The sequence below is a fragment of the Nocardioides sp. LHD-245 genome (assembly GCF_030929495.1).
GTDB lineage: Bacteria > Actinomycetota > Actinomycetes > Propionibacteriales > Nocardioidaceae > Nocardioides.
Window position 1 is genome coordinate 482638 of record NZ_JAVFWN010000001.1, and the last position, 14420, is coordinate 497057.

Annotated in this window: 17 protein-coding genes; 13 read left to right on the top strand and 4 right to left on the bottom strand. The window is 70.7% G+C overall.

Going from position 1 to position 14420, the window contains the following annotated elements:
• The first annotated feature begins 35 nt into the window (after positions 1 to 35).
• The gene (locus RB608_RS02270; RefSeq protein WP_308086151.1) at positions 36 to 404 is read left to right on the top strand and encodes an NYN domain-containing protein; all 369 of its coding nucleotides are present in this window, start codon (positions 36 to 38) and stop codon (positions 402 to 404) included.
• A gap of 59 nt (positions 405 to 463) precedes the next feature.
• On the top strand, positions 464 to 1537 hold the full coding sequence (locus RB608_RS02275) for an amidohydrolase family protein (RefSeq protein WP_308086152.1): 1074 nt from the start codon (positions 464 to 466) through the stop codon (positions 1535 to 1537).
• Here RB608_RS02275 and RB608_RS02280 read toward each other — a convergent pair.
• Positions 1456 to 2016 (bottom strand): hypothetical protein, encoded by a 561-nt coding sequence (locus tag RB608_RS02280; RefSeq protein ID WP_308086153.1) that lies wholly within the window; start codon positions 2014 to 2016, stop codon positions 1456 to 1458. The genes RB608_RS02275 and RB608_RS02280 overlap by 82 nt on opposite strands.
• Positions 2017 to 2275: 259 nt before the next feature.
• Between RB608_RS02280 and rpsP the strand changes: the two genes are divergently transcribed.
• From rpsP to RB608_RS02305, 5 genes are all read left to right on the top strand, one after another.
• On the top strand, positions 2276 to 2767 hold the full coding sequence (gene rpsP, locus RB608_RS02285; protein ID WP_308086154.1) for a 30S ribosomal protein S16: 492 nt from the start codon (positions 2276 to 2278) through the stop codon (positions 2765 to 2767).
• Between the two features lie 4 nt (positions 2768 to 2771).
• Positions 2772 to 3011 carry an RNA-binding protein gene (locus tag RB608_RS02290; RefSeq protein WP_308086155.1) on the top strand — a complete coding sequence of 80 codons (240 nt, stop codon included), beginning with the start codon at positions 2772 to 2774 and terminating at the stop codon, positions 3009 to 3011.
• An 86-nt stretch (positions 3012 to 3097) separates the two neighbouring features.
• Positions 3098 to 3655: a ribosome maturation factor RimM gene (gene rimM, locus RB608_RS02295; RefSeq protein WP_308086156.1), complete on the top strand. Its 558-nt coding sequence runs from the start codon at positions 3098 to 3100 to the stop codon at positions 3653 to 3655.
• Entirely contained in the window at positions 3652 to 4857 is a 1206-nt protein-coding gene (gene trmD, locus RB608_RS02300; RefSeq protein ID WP_308086157.1) for a tRNA (guanosine(37)-N1)-methyltransferase TrmD, read from the top strand. Before rimM ends, trmD begins: the two co-directional genes overlap by 4 nt.
• Positions 4858 to 4977: 120 nt before the next feature.
• Complete coding sequence (locus tag RB608_RS02305) at positions 4978 to 6234, top strand: ammonium transporter (RefSeq protein WP_308086158.1); 1257 nt, start codon at positions 4978 to 4980, stop codon at positions 6232 to 6234.
• Positions 6235 to 6299: 65 nt separating this feature from the next.
• Here RB608_RS02305 and RB608_RS02310 read toward each other — a convergent pair whose 3' ends face one another.
• Positions 6300 to 7502, bottom strand: coding sequence for a Fic family protein (locus tag RB608_RS02310; RefSeq protein ID WP_308086159.1), 1203 nt, complete (start codon positions 7500 to 7502; stop codon positions 6300 to 6302).
• 175 nt (positions 7503 to 7677) lie between these two features.
• Between RB608_RS02310 and rplS the strand changes: the two genes are divergently transcribed.
• The 4 genes from rplS to RB608_RS02330 all read left to right on the top strand — a co-directional run bounded on the left by rplS (position 7678) and on the right by RB608_RS02330 (position 10021).
• Positions 7678 to 8040 carry a 50S ribosomal protein L19 gene (gene rplS / locus RB608_RS02315; protein ID WP_308086160.1) on the top strand — a complete coding sequence of 121 codons (363 nt, stop codon included), beginning with the start codon at positions 7678 to 7680 and terminating at the stop codon, positions 8038 to 8040.
• Positions 8041 to 8132: 92 nt separating this feature from the next.
• Positions 8133 to 9005 (top strand): signal peptidase I, encoded by an 873-nt coding sequence (lepB, locus tag RB608_RS02320; RefSeq protein WP_308086161.1) that lies wholly within the window; start codon positions 8133 to 8135, stop codon positions 9003 to 9005.
• Between the two features lie 19 nt (positions 9006 to 9024).
• A complete protein-coding gene (locus RB608_RS02325) occupies positions 9025 to 9702 on the top strand; it encodes a ribonuclease HII (protein WP_308086162.1) in 678 nt (225 codons plus the stop codon).
• A 10-nt stretch (positions 9703 to 9712) separates the two neighbouring features.
• Positions 9713 to 10021 (top strand): DUF2469 domain-containing protein, encoded by a 309-nt coding sequence (locus RB608_RS02330; protein WP_215817211.1) that lies wholly within the window; start codon positions 9713 to 9715, stop codon positions 10019 to 10021.
• 15 nt (positions 10022 to 10036) lie between these two features.
• Here the strand turns inward: RB608_RS02330 and RB608_RS02335 are convergent, their stop codons facing one another.
• Positions 10037 to 11296, bottom strand: a complete 1260-nt coding sequence (locus tag RB608_RS02335; RefSeq protein ID WP_308086163.1) for a pilus assembly protein TadG-related protein — start codon at positions 11294 to 11296, stop codon at positions 10037 to 10039.
• Entirely contained in the window at positions 11284 to 11790 is a 507-nt protein-coding gene (locus tag RB608_RS02340) for a TadE/TadG family type IV pilus assembly protein (protein ID WP_308086164.1), read from the bottom strand. The genes RB608_RS02335 and RB608_RS02340 overlap by 13 nt, the downstream gene beginning before the upstream one ends.
• 387 nt (positions 11791 to 12177) lie before the next feature.
• Between RB608_RS02340 and RB608_RS02345 the strand changes: the two genes are divergently transcribed.
• Positions 12178 to 12636 (top strand): pilus assembly protein, encoded by a 459-nt coding sequence (locus RB608_RS02345; RefSeq protein WP_308086165.1) that lies wholly within the window; start codon positions 12178 to 12180, stop codon positions 12634 to 12636.
• Positions 12637 to 12694: 58 nt separating this feature from the next.
• Entirely contained in the window at positions 12695 to 14416 is a 1722-nt protein-coding gene (locus RB608_RS02350) for a hypothetical protein (protein WP_308086166.1), read from the top strand.
• Positions 14417 to 14420 lie beyond the last annotated feature (4 nt).

Genomic DNA, 14420 nt, shown 5'->3' on the forward strand with positions numbered 1-14420 from the left:
GCCCAATCGATGGCGGGCCGATCCCAGGGGGTGAGATGAGTTCGATTCTCATCGTCGACGGCGCCAATGTCGTCGGCGCTCGCCCGGACGGCTGGTGGAAGGACCGGGCCGGCGCGGCCGCGCGCCTCCACGAGCAGTTGCTCGTCGCCGATGTCGAGTTCGACGTCGTCGTGCTGGTGCTCGAGGGGCAGGCCAAGGGCGGCGTCCGAGCGGGACGGGATGCTCATGTCCGCACCGTGCATGCCCCGAAGGACGGCGACACCACGATCCTCGCCGAGGCCCGCAAGGCGGCCGAGCGCGGTGGTCGGGTCGTGGTGGTGACGGCCGACCGGGCGCTGGACGCCCGGGTCCACGGCGCCGGTGCCACGACGCTCTCGCCGACCTGGCTGCTCTCCCGCCTCTGACGCCGCTGACCTCGTTAGGGGGCACCGGCGGTCTCGGCGGCGTTGATAGCGTCGCCCGCGTGAGCGCGCTGAGGTTCTCCGGTCCGGTCCTGCCCGACGGCGAGGCGCGGGAGGTGTACGTCGTTGACGGGCGGATCACCTACGAGCGCCCGGCGGGTGCCGAGGGCGCCGGCGAGGGGTGGATCGTGCCCGGCCTGGTCGACGCCCACAACCATCTCGGCCTCGAGGACGGGGGAGCGGTCGACGACGCGGAGATCGAGCGGACCGCGATCGCCGACCGCGACAACGGCGTCCTGCTGACCCGCGACTGCGGCTCCCCGGCCGACACCCGGTGGGTGCACGAGCGCGAGGACCTGCCCCGGCTGATCCGCTGCGGGCGGCACGTGGCGCGGACCAAGCGCTACATCCGCAACTACGCCCAGGAGGTCGAGCCCGACGCGCTGGCGGACGCGGTCGCGGAGCAGGCCGTCGACGGTGACGGCTGGGTGAAGCTCGTCGGCGACTGGATCTCCCGCGACGACGGCGACCTCGCCCCGTCGTTCCCGGCCGACGCCGTCGCGGCGGCGATCCAGGTCGCCCACGCGCAGGGGGCCAAGGTCACCGCCCACTGCTTCGGCGCCGACTCGCTCTCCCCGCTCCTCGACGCCGGCATCGACTGCATCGAGCATGGCACCGGGCTGACCGCGGCGCACCTGGACCGGATGGTGGCGGGCGGCGTCGCGCTGGTGCCGACAGTGCTGCAGACCGGCAAGTTCCCCGGCTTCGCCGAGACCGGGCGCGACAAGTTCCCCGCCTACAGCGCGACGATGGAGTCGCTCTACGCCACCCGCCGCGAGGTCCTGATGAGCGCGTACGACGCCGGCGTGGCGCTCTACGTCGGCAGTGACGGGGGTGGCTCGTCGCGCCACGGCGTGCTCCACGAGGAGATCCTGGCGATGGCCGCGATGGGCCTGCCCAACGCGTATGTGCTCGCCGCCGCCTCCTGGCGCGGCCGGGCCTGGCTCGGCTGGAACCCCGGGCTCGACGAGGGCGACCCGGCCGACTTCGTCGTCTATCCGCGCAACCCGGTCGAGGACCTGTCCGTGCTCGCCGAGCCGTCCCGGGTGGTGCTGCGCGGCAAGGTCGTCGCCTGACGCTCGCCGCGCGCCACTAACCACGCGATCGCGCACCCGACCGCGACGCACCCGAGCGTCCCGGCGACCAGCAGCCCGATCAGCATCGCGACGTGGTTCGGCACAGGTCGCGTCTCGATCGTCTCGTCCGAGGAGCAGGAGATGGTCAGCCGACCGGTTCCGGTGTCATAGACGAGGTCGAGCATCTCGATGTCCGATCCGGAGACCGACCACGATGGTCTGCGGAAGTCGACCGGGCCGTCGATGTCGCTCGCCTCGCAGCCGACGGAGTATCCGCTGTTGTCGGCGTCGGTCACGTAGATGCCGTAGGTGCGGTCGGCGGGTAGGCGGAGCTGTCGGGGCGAGTCGCCGAGCGGCTGTCCGTCCGCTCGGCTGGCGGTGAGATAGCCGACGCCCGGCACGGCGAGTGCCGCGACCGCGAGCAGGCTGAGAAACAGGCTCGACCAACCCCAGCGCGAACCAGTCAGGGAGCGTGACATCGCAGCATCGTCCCACCCCCCTCCTCGCCGCCGAGCGGGTTTCGGAATCTCCTGGCTGGATCATGCGTCGGCGTCGCCGGGAGGAGGCTCCTGATTTATGCCCGACTGCCCCGACGTGGCAGACTGTCCGACTGAGTTCTGCGACTTCCGGTCCCTCTCAACCGGTGGTGACAGAACCCGTCCGAGTCCGGGCCCCGGTGTTCCCCACCTGGCGGTCCCGGGCTCACCCACCACCAGTTCTCAAGGAGACACCACAAACGTGGCCGTCAAGATTCGTCTGAAGCGCCTGGGCAAGGTCCGGGTTCCGCAGTACCGCATCGTCATCGTCGACTCGCGCAAGAAGCGCGACGGCGCGGTGATCGAGGAGATCGGCAAGTACCACCCCAAGGAGGACCCGTCGTACATCGACGTCGTCTCCGAGCGGGCGCAGTACTGGCTCGGCGTCGGCGCACAGCCCTCCGAGGCCGTCGCCCGCATCCTCGAGATCACCGGTGACTGGCAGAAGTTCAAGGGCATCGACGGCGCCGAGGGCACCCTGAAGGTCAAGGAGCCCAAGCGCGACAAGCTCGAGATCTTCAACGAGGCCCTCAAGGAGGCCGCCAGCGAGCCCAAGGCTTCGGCGACCACCGCGAAGAAGAAGGCCGAGAAGAAGGCGGACAAGGTCGAGGAGGCTCCGGCTGCCGAGACCGCCGCCGAGACCCCGGCCGAGGCGCCGGCCGACGAGGCTCCGGCTGCCGAGACCGAGGCCTGAGTCGATGCTGGCTGACGCGCTGGAGCACCTCGTCCGCGGAGTGGTCGACCACCCCGACGACGTGGTCGTGCGCGACAAGCAGCTGCGTCGCGGCTCCGTGCTCGAGGTCCGGGTCCACCCCGACGACCTCGGCAAGGTGATCGGGCGGAGCGGCCGCACGGCGACCGCTTTCCGCACCGTGATCTCGGCGATCGCCGGCAACAGCGGCACCCGGATCGACTTCGTCGACACCGACCGTCGCTGAGTCCACGCACGACAGCTCGAACGGGCGTCTCCCTCCGGGGAGGCGCCCGTTCGGCGTTCCCGGCCCCACCCCCTAATCTCGGACGCGTGGAGAGCATCGAGGTCGTGGTCGGCCGGATCGGTAAGCCGCACGGTCTCCGGGGCGAGGTGACCGTCGACGTCCGCACCGACGAGCCCGAACGTCGGTACGCCGTCGGGGCGGTGCTCCAGGTGGAGGCGCCCCGCGGCTCGGCGTTCACCGCGCGCACCCTGACCGTGAGCCGGATCCGCTGGCACCAGGGGGTGCTGCTGGCGAGCTTCGCGGAGCTGCCCGACCGCACCGCTGCCGAGTTGGCGCGCGGTGCGGTGCTGCGGGCCGTCGTACCGGCCGACGAGACACCGGAGGACCCCGAGGAGTTCTACGACCACCAGCTGGTCGGCCTCGCGGCGTACGACGTGGCCGGCACCCACCTCGGCGAGGTCGTCGGGCTCACCCACGGCGCCCAGGACCTGCTCCGGATCAGGACCCTCGACCGGCGCGAGGCGCTGGTGCCGTTCGTGAGCGCGCTGGTGCCCGAGGTCGACCTCGCCGGTGGCCGCGTGGTCATCGCCGACCGCCCCGGTCTGGTCAGCCCGTTCCCGGACGAGGAGGCGGACGACGAGTGAGGCTCGACTACGTCTCGATCTTCCCCGACTTCTTCGCGCCGCTCGAGCTCTCGCTGCCCGGCAAGGCCGCGGACAAGGGCCTGCTCGCGTTCGGCGTCCACGACCTGCGCGGCTGGACCCACGACCGGCACCACACCGTCGACGACACCCCGTACGGCGGCGGCGCCGGGATGGTCATGAAGCCCGAGCCGTGGGGCGAGGCCCTCGACGAGCTGCTCACGCCGGGCACCACGGTCGTCTTCACCACCCCGTCGGGCGAGCCGTTCGACCAGCGCCTCGCCGAGGAGCTCGCCACCCGCGATCATCTCGTCTTCGCCTGCGGCCGCTACGAGGGCATCGACCAGCGGGTCATCGACCACGCCCGCGAGGTCGCCGAGGTCCGCGAGATCAGCCTCGGCGACTACGTCCTCAACGGCGGCGAGGTGGCCGCGTTGGCCATCACCGAGGCCGTCGTCCGACTGTTGCCGGGCTTCATGGGCAACGCCGCGTCCCTGGTCGAGGAGTCGCACGCCGCGAGCGGGCTGCTGGAGTACCCCGTCTACACCAAGCCCCCCGCGTGGCGCGGCCACGAGGTCCCCGCCGTGCTGCGCTCCGGCGACCACGGCAGGGTCGCGGCCTGGCGCCACGAGCAGGCGGTACGACGCACCGCGGAGCGCCGCCCCGACCTGCTGGCGCCGTCGGTGCTGGACGACGGCACCCCGATCATCCGGGCCACCCCCGGCGACGCCGGCGAGCTGCTGACCCTCCAGCGGGCCTGCTGGGTCCAGGAGGCGCTCGCCAACGACATGCTCGACATCCCCGCCCTGCACGAGTCGCTCGACGACGTACGCGCCTGGCTGGGGGAGTGGGACACCTATGTCGTCCGGCGGGCCGGACGGCTCGTCGCCGCCGTCCGCGGGCGGGTCGAGCCCGGTACGACCGGCGAGCCAGGAGACGTCTGGGACATCGGCCGGATCATGGTCGCTCCCGACCTGCAGGGCAGCGGCCTGGGTCGCGTCCTGCTGGCGCACATCCAGGCGGTCGCGCCGGCCGGCGTGGCGTCGTACGTCCTGTTCACGGGCGCGGCCAGTGCCCGCAACCAGCGCATGTACAAGAAGGCCGGGTTCCGGCTGCGCCGGGACCTCCCGGCACCGCCGGGCGCCGTCGTGCTGACCAAGGACGCCCGGCGTCACCGTGCCGACACACAGCCGGGCCACCTGTAACCCACCGGAAATCTCATCCGGACACCGGCGAAACGCCCCGCCGAGATGCTCTGGGTCGGACGTGGACAGCGACGCTGCTGACCCACGCCACGGATTCCCGAGTAGAGCAGAGGTTCGCTTATGTCCGACGTACTCGCGTGGCAGCTCATCTGTGCTGCCTTCGTCCTGTTCATGACGCCTGGTCTGGCCTTCTTCTACGGCGGCCTGGTCAAGCAGAAGTCCGTCGTGTCCATGATGATGCTGAGCTTCGGCTCGATCGCCGTCGTCACGCTGCTCTACGTGCTGATCGGCGGCACGGGGATCGCCGGCAACGGCACGGACGGCGGCAGCAAGCTGTTCGGCAATCCGTTCCAGGACTTCGGCATGTCCGACCTGATGTCGGGCGTCGGCGGCGGTGACGCGGCGAACGCCTTCGGCGGCCACGCCTTCCTCGTGGCGTTCTGCATCATCACCGTCGCGCTGGTCTCAGGTGCGGTGGCCGACCGCGCGCGGTTCTGGCCGTGGATGCTCTTCGCTGCGCTGTTCACGACCTTCGTCGTGTTCCCGACCTTCCGCTGGATCTGGGGCGTCGACTCCGAGGGCACGTTCTACGGCTGGCTCGCCAACGACGTCTGGGGCCTCGGCCAGGGTGCGCTGGACTGGGCCGGTGGCACGGTGATCCACCAGTCGGCAGGTGCGGCCGCTCTCGCCCTCGCGCTGGTCCTCGGCAAGCGCAAGATCGGCTTCTCCAAGGAGGAGAGCGTCGCCCACAACGTCCCGCTGGTGCTCATCGGCGCCGCGATCCTCTGGTTCGGCTGGTACGGCTTCAACACCGGCGTGTTCGGCGCCGACGAGGGCCAGACCTCGCTGATCTTCTTCAACACCCTGGTCGCCCCGGCTGCGGCGCTGCTCGGCTGGATCGCCGTGGAGGCGGTCAAGGACGGCAAGGCCACCGCGGTCGGCGCCGCGTCCGGCATCGTCACCGGCCTGGTCGCGATCACCCCGGCCTGCGCGTTCCTGACGCCCGTCTGGGCCATGGTGCTCGGCCTGGTCTCCGGTGCCGTCTGCGCCTTCGCGGTCGACCTGAAGTTCAAGCTCGGCTTCGACGACACGCTCGACGTGGTGGGCATCCACCTGGTCGCCGGCTTCATCGGCTGCCTGTGGGTCGGCATCTTCGGTGCCGAGGCGCTCACCGGCGGCAGCCTGGTCTTCGGGGGCGAGGTCAAGCTCTTCCTGGCCCAGTTGCTCTCCTCGCTCACCGTGATCGCGTTCTCGTTCGTCGTCACCTTCGTGTTCGCCACGGCGATCGAGAAGACGATCGGCTTCCGGGCCAAGGAGGAGGACGAGATCGCCGGCATCGACCTGGTCCTCCACGGCGAGGGCTACGCGCTCGACTGAGCGCCGTCGTACGACCAGCAGGCCCGTCCCGGCTCGCCCGGGGCGGGCCTGGCCTGTTGCCCCGCTCAGGACTCCCGCAGCTGCCGGGACGACGCCCGGATCCGCGTGCCGAGGTCGGCCACCTCGTCCAGGACCGCGCCCGCCAGCCACACCGGCGCCCGGCGCGAGCGCGGTGCCCGGCGCAGCACGCCGGCGGCGGTCAGCGTGTCGATCAGCGCCGCCGCCTCCTCCTCCGCGACCTCGATGTGCTCGGCCACCAGCGCCGCGTTGACGATCGGGTTCTCGGTGAGCAGGTCGAGGGCGCGGTGCAGGGCGGTGCCGGGCCGTGAGCCGCCGACCGCGACCGCCCAACCCGCGCGGATCTCGTGCAGATGGGTCGCCGTCACCCAGGACTCGGTCGTCGCGATGCGGATGGCCGAGGCGAGCATCGCGACCATCGTGGCGGCTGTGCCGCGGCGATAGTCGGCGAGCGCCGCGAAGTACCGCTCGCGGTGCGCCACCAGGGCGGACGCGATCGGCACGGTGAGGTGACGGGTGGCCCGCCGCCGGCGCAGCACCGCGTGGATCAGAGCCCGCCCGATCCGGCCGTTGCCGTCGATGAACGGGTGGATCGACTCGAACTGGGCGTGGACGACCGCCGCCTGGACGACCGGCGGCACGTCGTCGCGGTCGGCGTAGGCGAAGAGGTCGTCGAGGTAGCCCGGCACGGTGTCCGGGGGCGGCGGTACGTGCAGTGCCCCGAGCGGGGACCAGTCGCTGCCGCCGACCCAGTTCTGCGTCGTCCGGAACCGGCCGGCGCGATGCGCCTCCGAGGGCGTACGGCGGAACAGGTCGTGGTGCGCCCGCGCGACGGCCTCCCGCCGGATCGATCGGGTGGTGTCCGCGTCCCGGATCATGCGGGTGAGCGCGGCGGTCGCCGAGGCCATGGAGACCGCGGAGGCGTTCGCCCCGACTCCCAGCAGTGCGCGGCCGTAGTCGGCCAGGCTGGCGTCGACGTCCTCGATCTTCGAGGAGTCCACCGCCTCGGTGCGCAGTTGGAGGTGGTTGAGCGCGCGCAGGGTTCGGCCGTGCACGAGGTCGAGATGGCTCAGGTCGCCGGCGCATGCGCTGGACATGGCGCTCAGCGCGCGGTCCATGGGCAGGTCGAGCTCCGCGACGTACGGCGGCAGCGCGACCTCGATCTCCCGCAGCCGTCGGTCCTCCCGCGGCCCCCGGGGCGTGCGCTGGTGCCAGGGCCGCACCTCGTGGGTGTGCGCGGCCCAGTCCATGCCCGCATCCTCGCAGCCCGTCGTTGCCGGCAGATTTCGTGGAGTCCGGTGCCGTGTGGGAGGATCGTTGGTCGGTGCGCGGACGCTTCTGCCACAGGGGAACCGCCGACCGCACGCCTCTCACCACCACCCCACCACAACCGCGGCTGACCTGTGCGCACTCGCGAGGAGAACGATGAGCAACCCGAGCCCCGCCCTGGTCACCGACCTCGGCAACGCCGCCAAGCGCGACGACGTCCCCGACTTCCGCGCCGGTGACACCGTCAAGGTCCACGTCAAGGTCATCGAGGGCAGCCGTTCCCGTGTCCAGATCTTCCAGGGCGTCGTGATCCGCATCCACGGCTCCGGTGTCGGCCGCACCTTCACCGTCCGCAAGGTCTCCTTCGGCGTCGGCGTCGAGCGGACCTTCCCGCTGCACTCGCCGATCTTCGAGGCGATCGAGGTCGTCACCCGCGGTGACGTGCGCCGCGCGAAGCTCTACTACCTGCGCAACCTCACCGGCAAGAAGGCCAAGATCAAGGAGCGCCGCGAGATCTGAGCCTGGCTCAGCACCGCCTCTCACGAAGGCCCGACCGTCTCGGTCGGGCCTTCGTGCGTCCGCGCTGGGGCGCACTCCTAGACTCGTACCTCGTGACGACCGACGACACCGCACCGGACTCCGCCGCCGAGGTCCCCGACCCCGAGGCGACCGATCGGGCGGCCTCCCGGTCCGCTTCCCCCAAACGCAAGCACCTGCCGGTCTGGCAGGAGAGCATCCTGCTGCTGGCGGTGGCGCTGGGTCTGGCGATCGTCATCAAGGCGCTGTTCATGCAGGCCTTCTACATCCCGTCGGAGTCGATGGAGCCCGGGCTGGTCAAGAACGACCGGATCCTCGTCCAGAAGGTCTCCTACTGGTTCGGCCGAAGCCCGCACCGCGGCGACGTGGTCGTCTTCAAGGACCCCGGTGAGTGGCTGGGATCGGCCGACAGCCAGGGACCGACCGGCTTCGCGAGCCTGCTCTCCAAGGTCGGGCTGTACCCGACGGGCGGCCATCTCGTGAAGCGCGTGATCGGCACCGAGGGCGATGTCGTCGAGTGCTGCGACGAGCAGGGCCGGATCATGGTCAACGGCAAGGCGATCGACGAGTCCGACTATCTCGGCCCCGACCCCGGCAAGTGCAACGCCGAGATCAGCGACTGGGTCAGCGCGGAGGACACGGCCATCGCGCGGCCCTGCGACTGGACGATCGGACCGATCCCGAAGGGCAAGCTCCTCGTCCTCGGCGACAACCGCGGCCACTCGGCCGACTCCCGCGCGCACCTGTGCGGTGCGGAGGAGGATCCCTGCACCCAGAGTCCGTGGGTCGACACCGACCTCGTCGTCGGCAAGGTCTTCACCCTGATCTGGCCCCGTGACCGGTGGCGCTGGATCAGCCGGCCCGAGGTGTTCGAGGGCATCCCCGATGACCCGCCGGCCGACCTGCTGGAGAAGGCGGAAGAGGCCGACGCCGTCCCCGGGGCGTAGCCGGAGGGGAGAGAGGGGCATGTCCACCCTGCCCAGAGGAGCGACCGTACGCCGCGACGCCGGCATCTACGGCTACGAGCGGGCCCTGCGCCGGCACGGCTTCGAGCCGATCGCCGGGGTCGACGAGGCCGGTCGCGGTGCCTGCGCCGGCCCACTGGTGGCGGGGGCGGCGATCCTGCCGGCCGGCAAGGCCGGCATCGTGCCGGGCCTGGCCGACTCCAAGCTGCTGACCCCCGCCGCGCGGGAGCGCTGCTACGACCAGGTCGTGAAGCGGGCGCTGGCCTGGTCGGTCGTGGTGATCCCTCACGACGAGTGCGACCGCCTCGGCATGCACGTCGCCAACGTCGAGGCGCTGCGCCGCGCTGTCGCCAAGCTGGCCCTCCCGGCGTCGTACGTCCTGACCGATGGCTTCCCCGTCGACGGCCTCGGAGCGCCCGGCCTCGCGGTCTGGAAGGGCGACCGGGTCGCGGCCTGCGTCGCCGCGGCCTCGGTGCTGGCCAAGGTGACCCGCGATCGGCTGATGGTCGACCTCGACCGGGAGTGGCCGGTGTACGACTTCAAGACGCACAAGGGCTACATCACCGCGACCCACACGGCCGCGCTGGAGGAGCACGGACCGTCGCCGATCCATCGGATGCGGTTCGTCAACGTACGACGCGCGGCCGGTCTCGAGCCGCTGCCTGGGGGGGAGGGCTAGAGTCGGCTTCGTGAGTGCCGAGGAGCTCGAGAAGTACGAGACCGAGCAGGAGCTGAACCTCTACCGGGAGTACCGCGACGTCGTCGGCATCTTCAAGTACGTCGTCGAGACCGACCGTCGGTTCTACCTCTGTAACACGGTCGATGTGAAGGCCCGCTCCGAGGGCGGCGACGTCTTCTTCGAGGTGACGATCACCGACGCGTGGGTGTGGGACATGTACCGCCCGGCGCGCTTCGCCAAGAACGTCAAGGTGCTCACCTTCAAGGACGTCAACGTCGAGGAGCTCGCCACCTCCGACCTGGAGCTGCCGAAGTCCTGAGCTCCGCCCGGAGGCTCACTCGCTCAGGTGCAGGCCTTCCGGAGGTCGGCGCCATTCCCGGTCCAGGCCGTTGGTGACCTTCAGGTGCGACTTCTCGCCGTTCATGTAGAGGCTGTCGACGATGATCGAGCCGCTGGTGACGCCGTTGCCGGAGTTGCCGTTCGCGTAGAGCATCGAGCGGAGGGCGTAGATGCTGCCCGCGATATTGGTCTCGCCGTTGCCCTGGACGTGGATCGACTGGGTGTTGTTGCGGTCGTACACGATCGCCAGATCGCCGAAGCCGTTCGCCCCGGCGGTCAGGGTGAGCTCGTCGCCGTTGCTGGCGTTGAACTGGCCGCCGAGCTCACCGCCCTGCGCGCAGGCTCGCGGGGCGTCGGGGCTCCCGCACACGGCGTACAGCGTGACGCCGGAGCCTCGGAAGACCGTGTTGTTGCCCATCGCCCAGACGCCGGTCAGGACGTAGAGGCCGGGCGTCAGGACGCAGGTCTCGTTGTTGCCGAAGGAGCGGGAGCCGTAGACACCGGGGCCGTCGGTGCACGGGTCGGACCGGGGGGATCCGGACGGAGGAGGCACGACGAAGTCCTCGAGCGGGTCGCCCATCGGCTGCGAGACGGTCTCGGCCTTGGGCTCGTAGTTGCCCGTGGCGCTGGTCTCGACGGTGATCTGGTGGCCGATGGCCTCGACGTGCCCGTTGGGCCCGGTCGACACGCTGCCGTTGAAGTGCACGCTGCTGGCGGTCACCGTGGCGTCGCCGTTGCCGAGGGTGTGCGGCCCCTCGCCGAGGACGCACAGTGAGCACCGGAAGACGACGCCGGGGTCGAGCTGTGCGGTGGCGGACGCGGCGACGATGACCTCGTCGACGCCGGCCAGGCCGGCGAAGGCCGTCGGCACGCGGCGGCTCGGCACCCGCACCCGGACCCGGGTCGGACGCTCGGCGTCGTCGAAGGAGACGCACGGTGAGGACGAGGGGACGGGCAGGGCGGCCGGGTCGGTGCAGGAGGCCCAGGCGGAGGGGTCGACGCCGAAGTTCCTGGCCGCGTACGACGTCGCGGCGCTCACCGCCGCCGTGAGATCAGGCTCGCCGTCCTCGCCGTAGAGCACGTTGGCGGCGGCGAGGGCGGATGCGTCGGCCGCGTTCTGGGCCTGGCCGCGCACGTCCCGGGCGAGACCGAGGTCGATCACGAAGGACGCGGCCACCAGCAGGACGACGGCCAGCAGTGCCGTCAGGACGGCGACGGCACCGCGTTCGTCCTCGGCCTTCCTCAGTCGCACCATGACCAGCTCTGTCCGCTCGGCGCGCTGTCCGCCGTCCCGCTCCCGGGCGGCTTGGTCGTGTCCTGCTCGATCGACATCCGCAGGCTCGCGCGGACATAGCCGTCGTTGGGGAGCGGCAGCATGCCGAAGTCGCTCCGGGACCTGACGAGGACGCACACGCGCAGGGAGTTGCCCCGGGACCAGCCGTCGGGGGCGGAGACGTTGACGTAGGTGTCTCCCGGCGCGGTCCCCAGCATGGTCTCGGCGGTGCAGGCGATCGTGGACCAGCCGGTCGTCGTACGGCATGCGGAGGGGTTCTTGCCGACCACCGCCATCCGGGCGGTCTCGCGGACGCCCTGGTGGGCATTGAGCGAGTCGTTGAAGTAGAGGCCGTACTGCAGGATGCCGAAGACGAGGACGACGAGCAGTGTGCCCACGAGCGCGAACTCGACCGCTGCCGCGCCGCGCTCCGCTCTCCGCCCGTCGCCGCGACGCGCGCACCGTCGCCGATCCATCTCCGCCTCCCCCTGCCGGCCCGGAGAACGAGCCAGGACTCCCGCCTCGATTGTCGGCCCAATTCGCCGTCGGTCGCGAGGTCGGGAGGCGGTTCCGTGGCCGTAGCGGCGAGATTAGGCCGACCGCCGCGACCCTCCCTGGCCTCGGCGCGCCATGGACCATGCTCCGAATTGACGGTGCGAGGGCGGGACATCGTCCCGTTCGCAGGGAGGAGCGCGGCACGGTGCCACGTAGTCACCTCGGACTACTCCCTCCGGACTACCCCGACCGGGCCGTCCGGGCACAATGATCCAGGAACTGCTGCCAGAGCGTGTCACGCCCCACTATCCTCAGGCTCAACGCCGCTCGGGGGCGTCATGGGAGCGATTCCGGGGGAGGCCGGCACGATGAGGCGTCGTATGCCAGGTGGGTCGTCCCGCGAACGCGGGGCGGCGGCCGTCGAGTTCGCGCTGATCCTGCCCGTGCTGGCGGCGCTGGTCTTCGGCATCATCAACTACGGCGACATCCTCAGTGCCAGGCAGGCCGTCAGCCAGGCCGCGGCGGAGGGTGCGCGGGCCGGCGCGGTCTCTCAGCAGACGACCGAGGTCGCCAAGATCGCGGATGCCCGGGCGGCGGTCGACGCGGCGCTCCAGTCACAAGGCGTCTCCTGCAGCGGCTGCGACATCAAGATCGGTACCAGCTATCGCGCGCCCGGCAGCGATCCCGCCGCCGCCGCCAAGGAATGCGGGTCAGGGGCCGAGTGCGTCTGGGTGACAGTCGTCGTCGACCATGATGCGCTGGTCCCTGGATTCACCTTCGGCTTCGGAGGCAAGCTCCGGTACACGGCCAGCGCGCGGGTGAGTTGAGATGCTCGGGAGCCGCCGAGACCGGCGCCGCGACGAACGGGGGGCGACGGGTGTCTTCGTGGCGCTCGTGATGGCGCCCGTGCTGGTCGTGTCGGCAGCCTTCGCCGTCGACCTCGGCCAGCAGCGGGTGGTGCGCGGAGACATGCAGGCCGTCGCCGACGTCGGCGCCATGGATCTTGCGCGCCGGCTCAACGGCAGCACCGTGAGCGGTTACCTAGCTGCCGACTTCACCACGGCCCTCACCGAGAGCATCAAGCGGAACGACGACAGCTACGGTGACCGGCTCACCTCCGCGCCGTGCGCGTTCCCGCGGACCAAGGACTCGGTCGCGGTCCCGAGCGAGGTCGGCGCGTGCTGGGAGTTCGTGAAGACAGGTTCCGACGGATGGACGCGCACGACCAGCAACGTGGACATCCCGGAAGCGGTCAGGGTCTTCGCCAAGTCGAAGACCGGCTTCGCGTTCGGCGGCGTCACCGGCATCCGCTCGGGCGGAGCCTTCCGCTACGCCGTGGCCAGCGCAGAGACGTCCGCATGCTTCGCGCTGGGCTCGTACGCCGCCCAGCTGCGCTCAGGAGACTCCGCTCTCCTCGGGCCGCTGCTCGGTGACACCCTGGGGCTGGGAGCGGTCGGCTACCAAGGCCTGCTCAACCTGGACGCAACGGTCCCGCTCGTGGACATCGCCATCGCACTCGATGCGGGCACGGCCGACGAGCTCGCCGACACCAGCGTCACCCTGGGTGACTTCTACCTCGCGGTCGCGGAGGCGCTGAAGAAGAACGGCGACGCGGTCAGCGCGAAGTTGATCGAGGATGCCGTCGCACTGGGCATCACCCAACTGCCGCCGATCAAGGTCGGCGACATCATCGGGCTCGCGCAGGGAGCGGATGCCGCCCTGAGCAGCGAGATCGACGTTCTGGACCTGATCACGACGTCCGCGCTGATCGCCAACGGCACCAATGCCGTCTCCTTGCCCGACCTGGGCGTCAACAGTCTGCCCATCCTCGGCACCGCCTTCACCAGCTCCTTGAACATCATCGAGAAGCCGCAGACGGCCTGCGGCGGAAAGGGGACCGTCCAGGAGACGTCACAGATCGACCTGGATCTCACCGGCACGGTCGCCAACCTCAACACGTCCTCCTTCCCGCTGTTGGGACCGCTGCTCGGCGCCCTCGCCGATGTGAGGGTGGGGCTGGGAGCGACGCTGGCACTCGACGGGGCCTACGGGAAGGCGACGCTCACCGATCTGAGTTGTGCCCCGCCCATGATGAAGTTCGGTATGCAGGGGGCGCTCGCCAAGACGACGCTGAACGTCCCGGTGGTGATCACGGCCAACCTCCTCGGCGCGCTCGGCGTGAAGGTGGCCGAGGTCCGGATCGGCTTCATCGCCAGGATCAACAACCCCTCCGACCCGCTCTCCCCGCCGGAGATCACCCTCGCGTTCCCGCCGAAGCAGTACAACGTGCCGTACTCGGCAGGCTCCTCGGCGCTGGGACTGCAGGAAGCCGACATCAGCCTCGACTACAACCCGGCCGTCTCCTCGACGAAGTACGTGTCGACCCACATCCTGCTGCCACTCCTCGGCTACCTGGTGGACCCGATCGTCAACGCGCTTCTCGGCAACATCATGCCGATCGCCACGGCTGTCTTGAGGCCGCTGATCACGGGACTCAACAACCTGATCCTCGGGCCGCTGGGCGACCTGACCGGTCTCTCCGTGGCCGGAGTCGACGTGCTGGGGCTCAAGAAGCCCCGCTGCGGACAGCCGTCGCTGCGCGGCTAGCTTG

Excerpts from the sequence above, each read along its gene's own strand:
- RB608_RS02280 (WP_308086153.1), bottom strand. The coding sequence starts at position 2,016 with ATGTCACGCTCCCTGACTGGTTCGCGCTGGGGTTGGTCGAGCCTGTTT.
- rplS (WP_308086160.1), top strand. The coding sequence starts at position 7,678 with ATGAGCAACCCGAGCCCCGCCCTGGTCACCGACCTCGGCAACGCCGCC.
- RB608_RS02305 (WP_308086158.1), top strand. The coding sequence starts at position 4,978 with ATGTCCGACGTACTCGCGTGGCAGCTCATCTGTGCTGCCTTCGTCCTG.
- RB608_RS02325 (WP_308086162.1), top strand. The coding sequence starts at position 9,025 with ATGTCCACCCTGCCCAGAGGAGCGACCGTACGCCGCGACGCCGGCATC.
- RB608_RS02310 (WP_308086159.1), bottom strand. The coding sequence starts at position 7,502 with ATGGACTGGGCCGCGCACACCCACGAGGTGCGGCCCTGGCACCAGCGC.
- RB608_RS02270 (WP_308086151.1), top strand. The coding sequence starts at position 36 with ATGAGTTCGATTCTCATCGTCGACGGCGCCAATGTCGTCGGCGCTCGC.
- RB608_RS02335 (WP_308086163.1), bottom strand. The coding sequence starts at position 11,296 with ATGGTGCGACTGAGGAAGGCCGAGGACGAACGCGGTGCCGTCGCCGTC.
- RB608_RS02345 (WP_308086165.1), top strand. The coding sequence starts at position 12,178 with ATGAGGCGTCGTATGCCAGGTGGGTCGTCCCGCGAACGCGGGGCGGCG.
- RB608_RS02340 (WP_308086164.1), bottom strand. The coding sequence starts at position 11,790 with ATGGATCGGCGACGGTGCGCGCGTCGCGGCGACGGGCGGAGAGCGGAG.
- RB608_RS02290 (WP_308086155.1), top strand. The coding sequence starts at position 2,772 with ATGCTGGCTGACGCGCTGGAGCACCTCGTCCGCGGAGTGGTCGACCAC.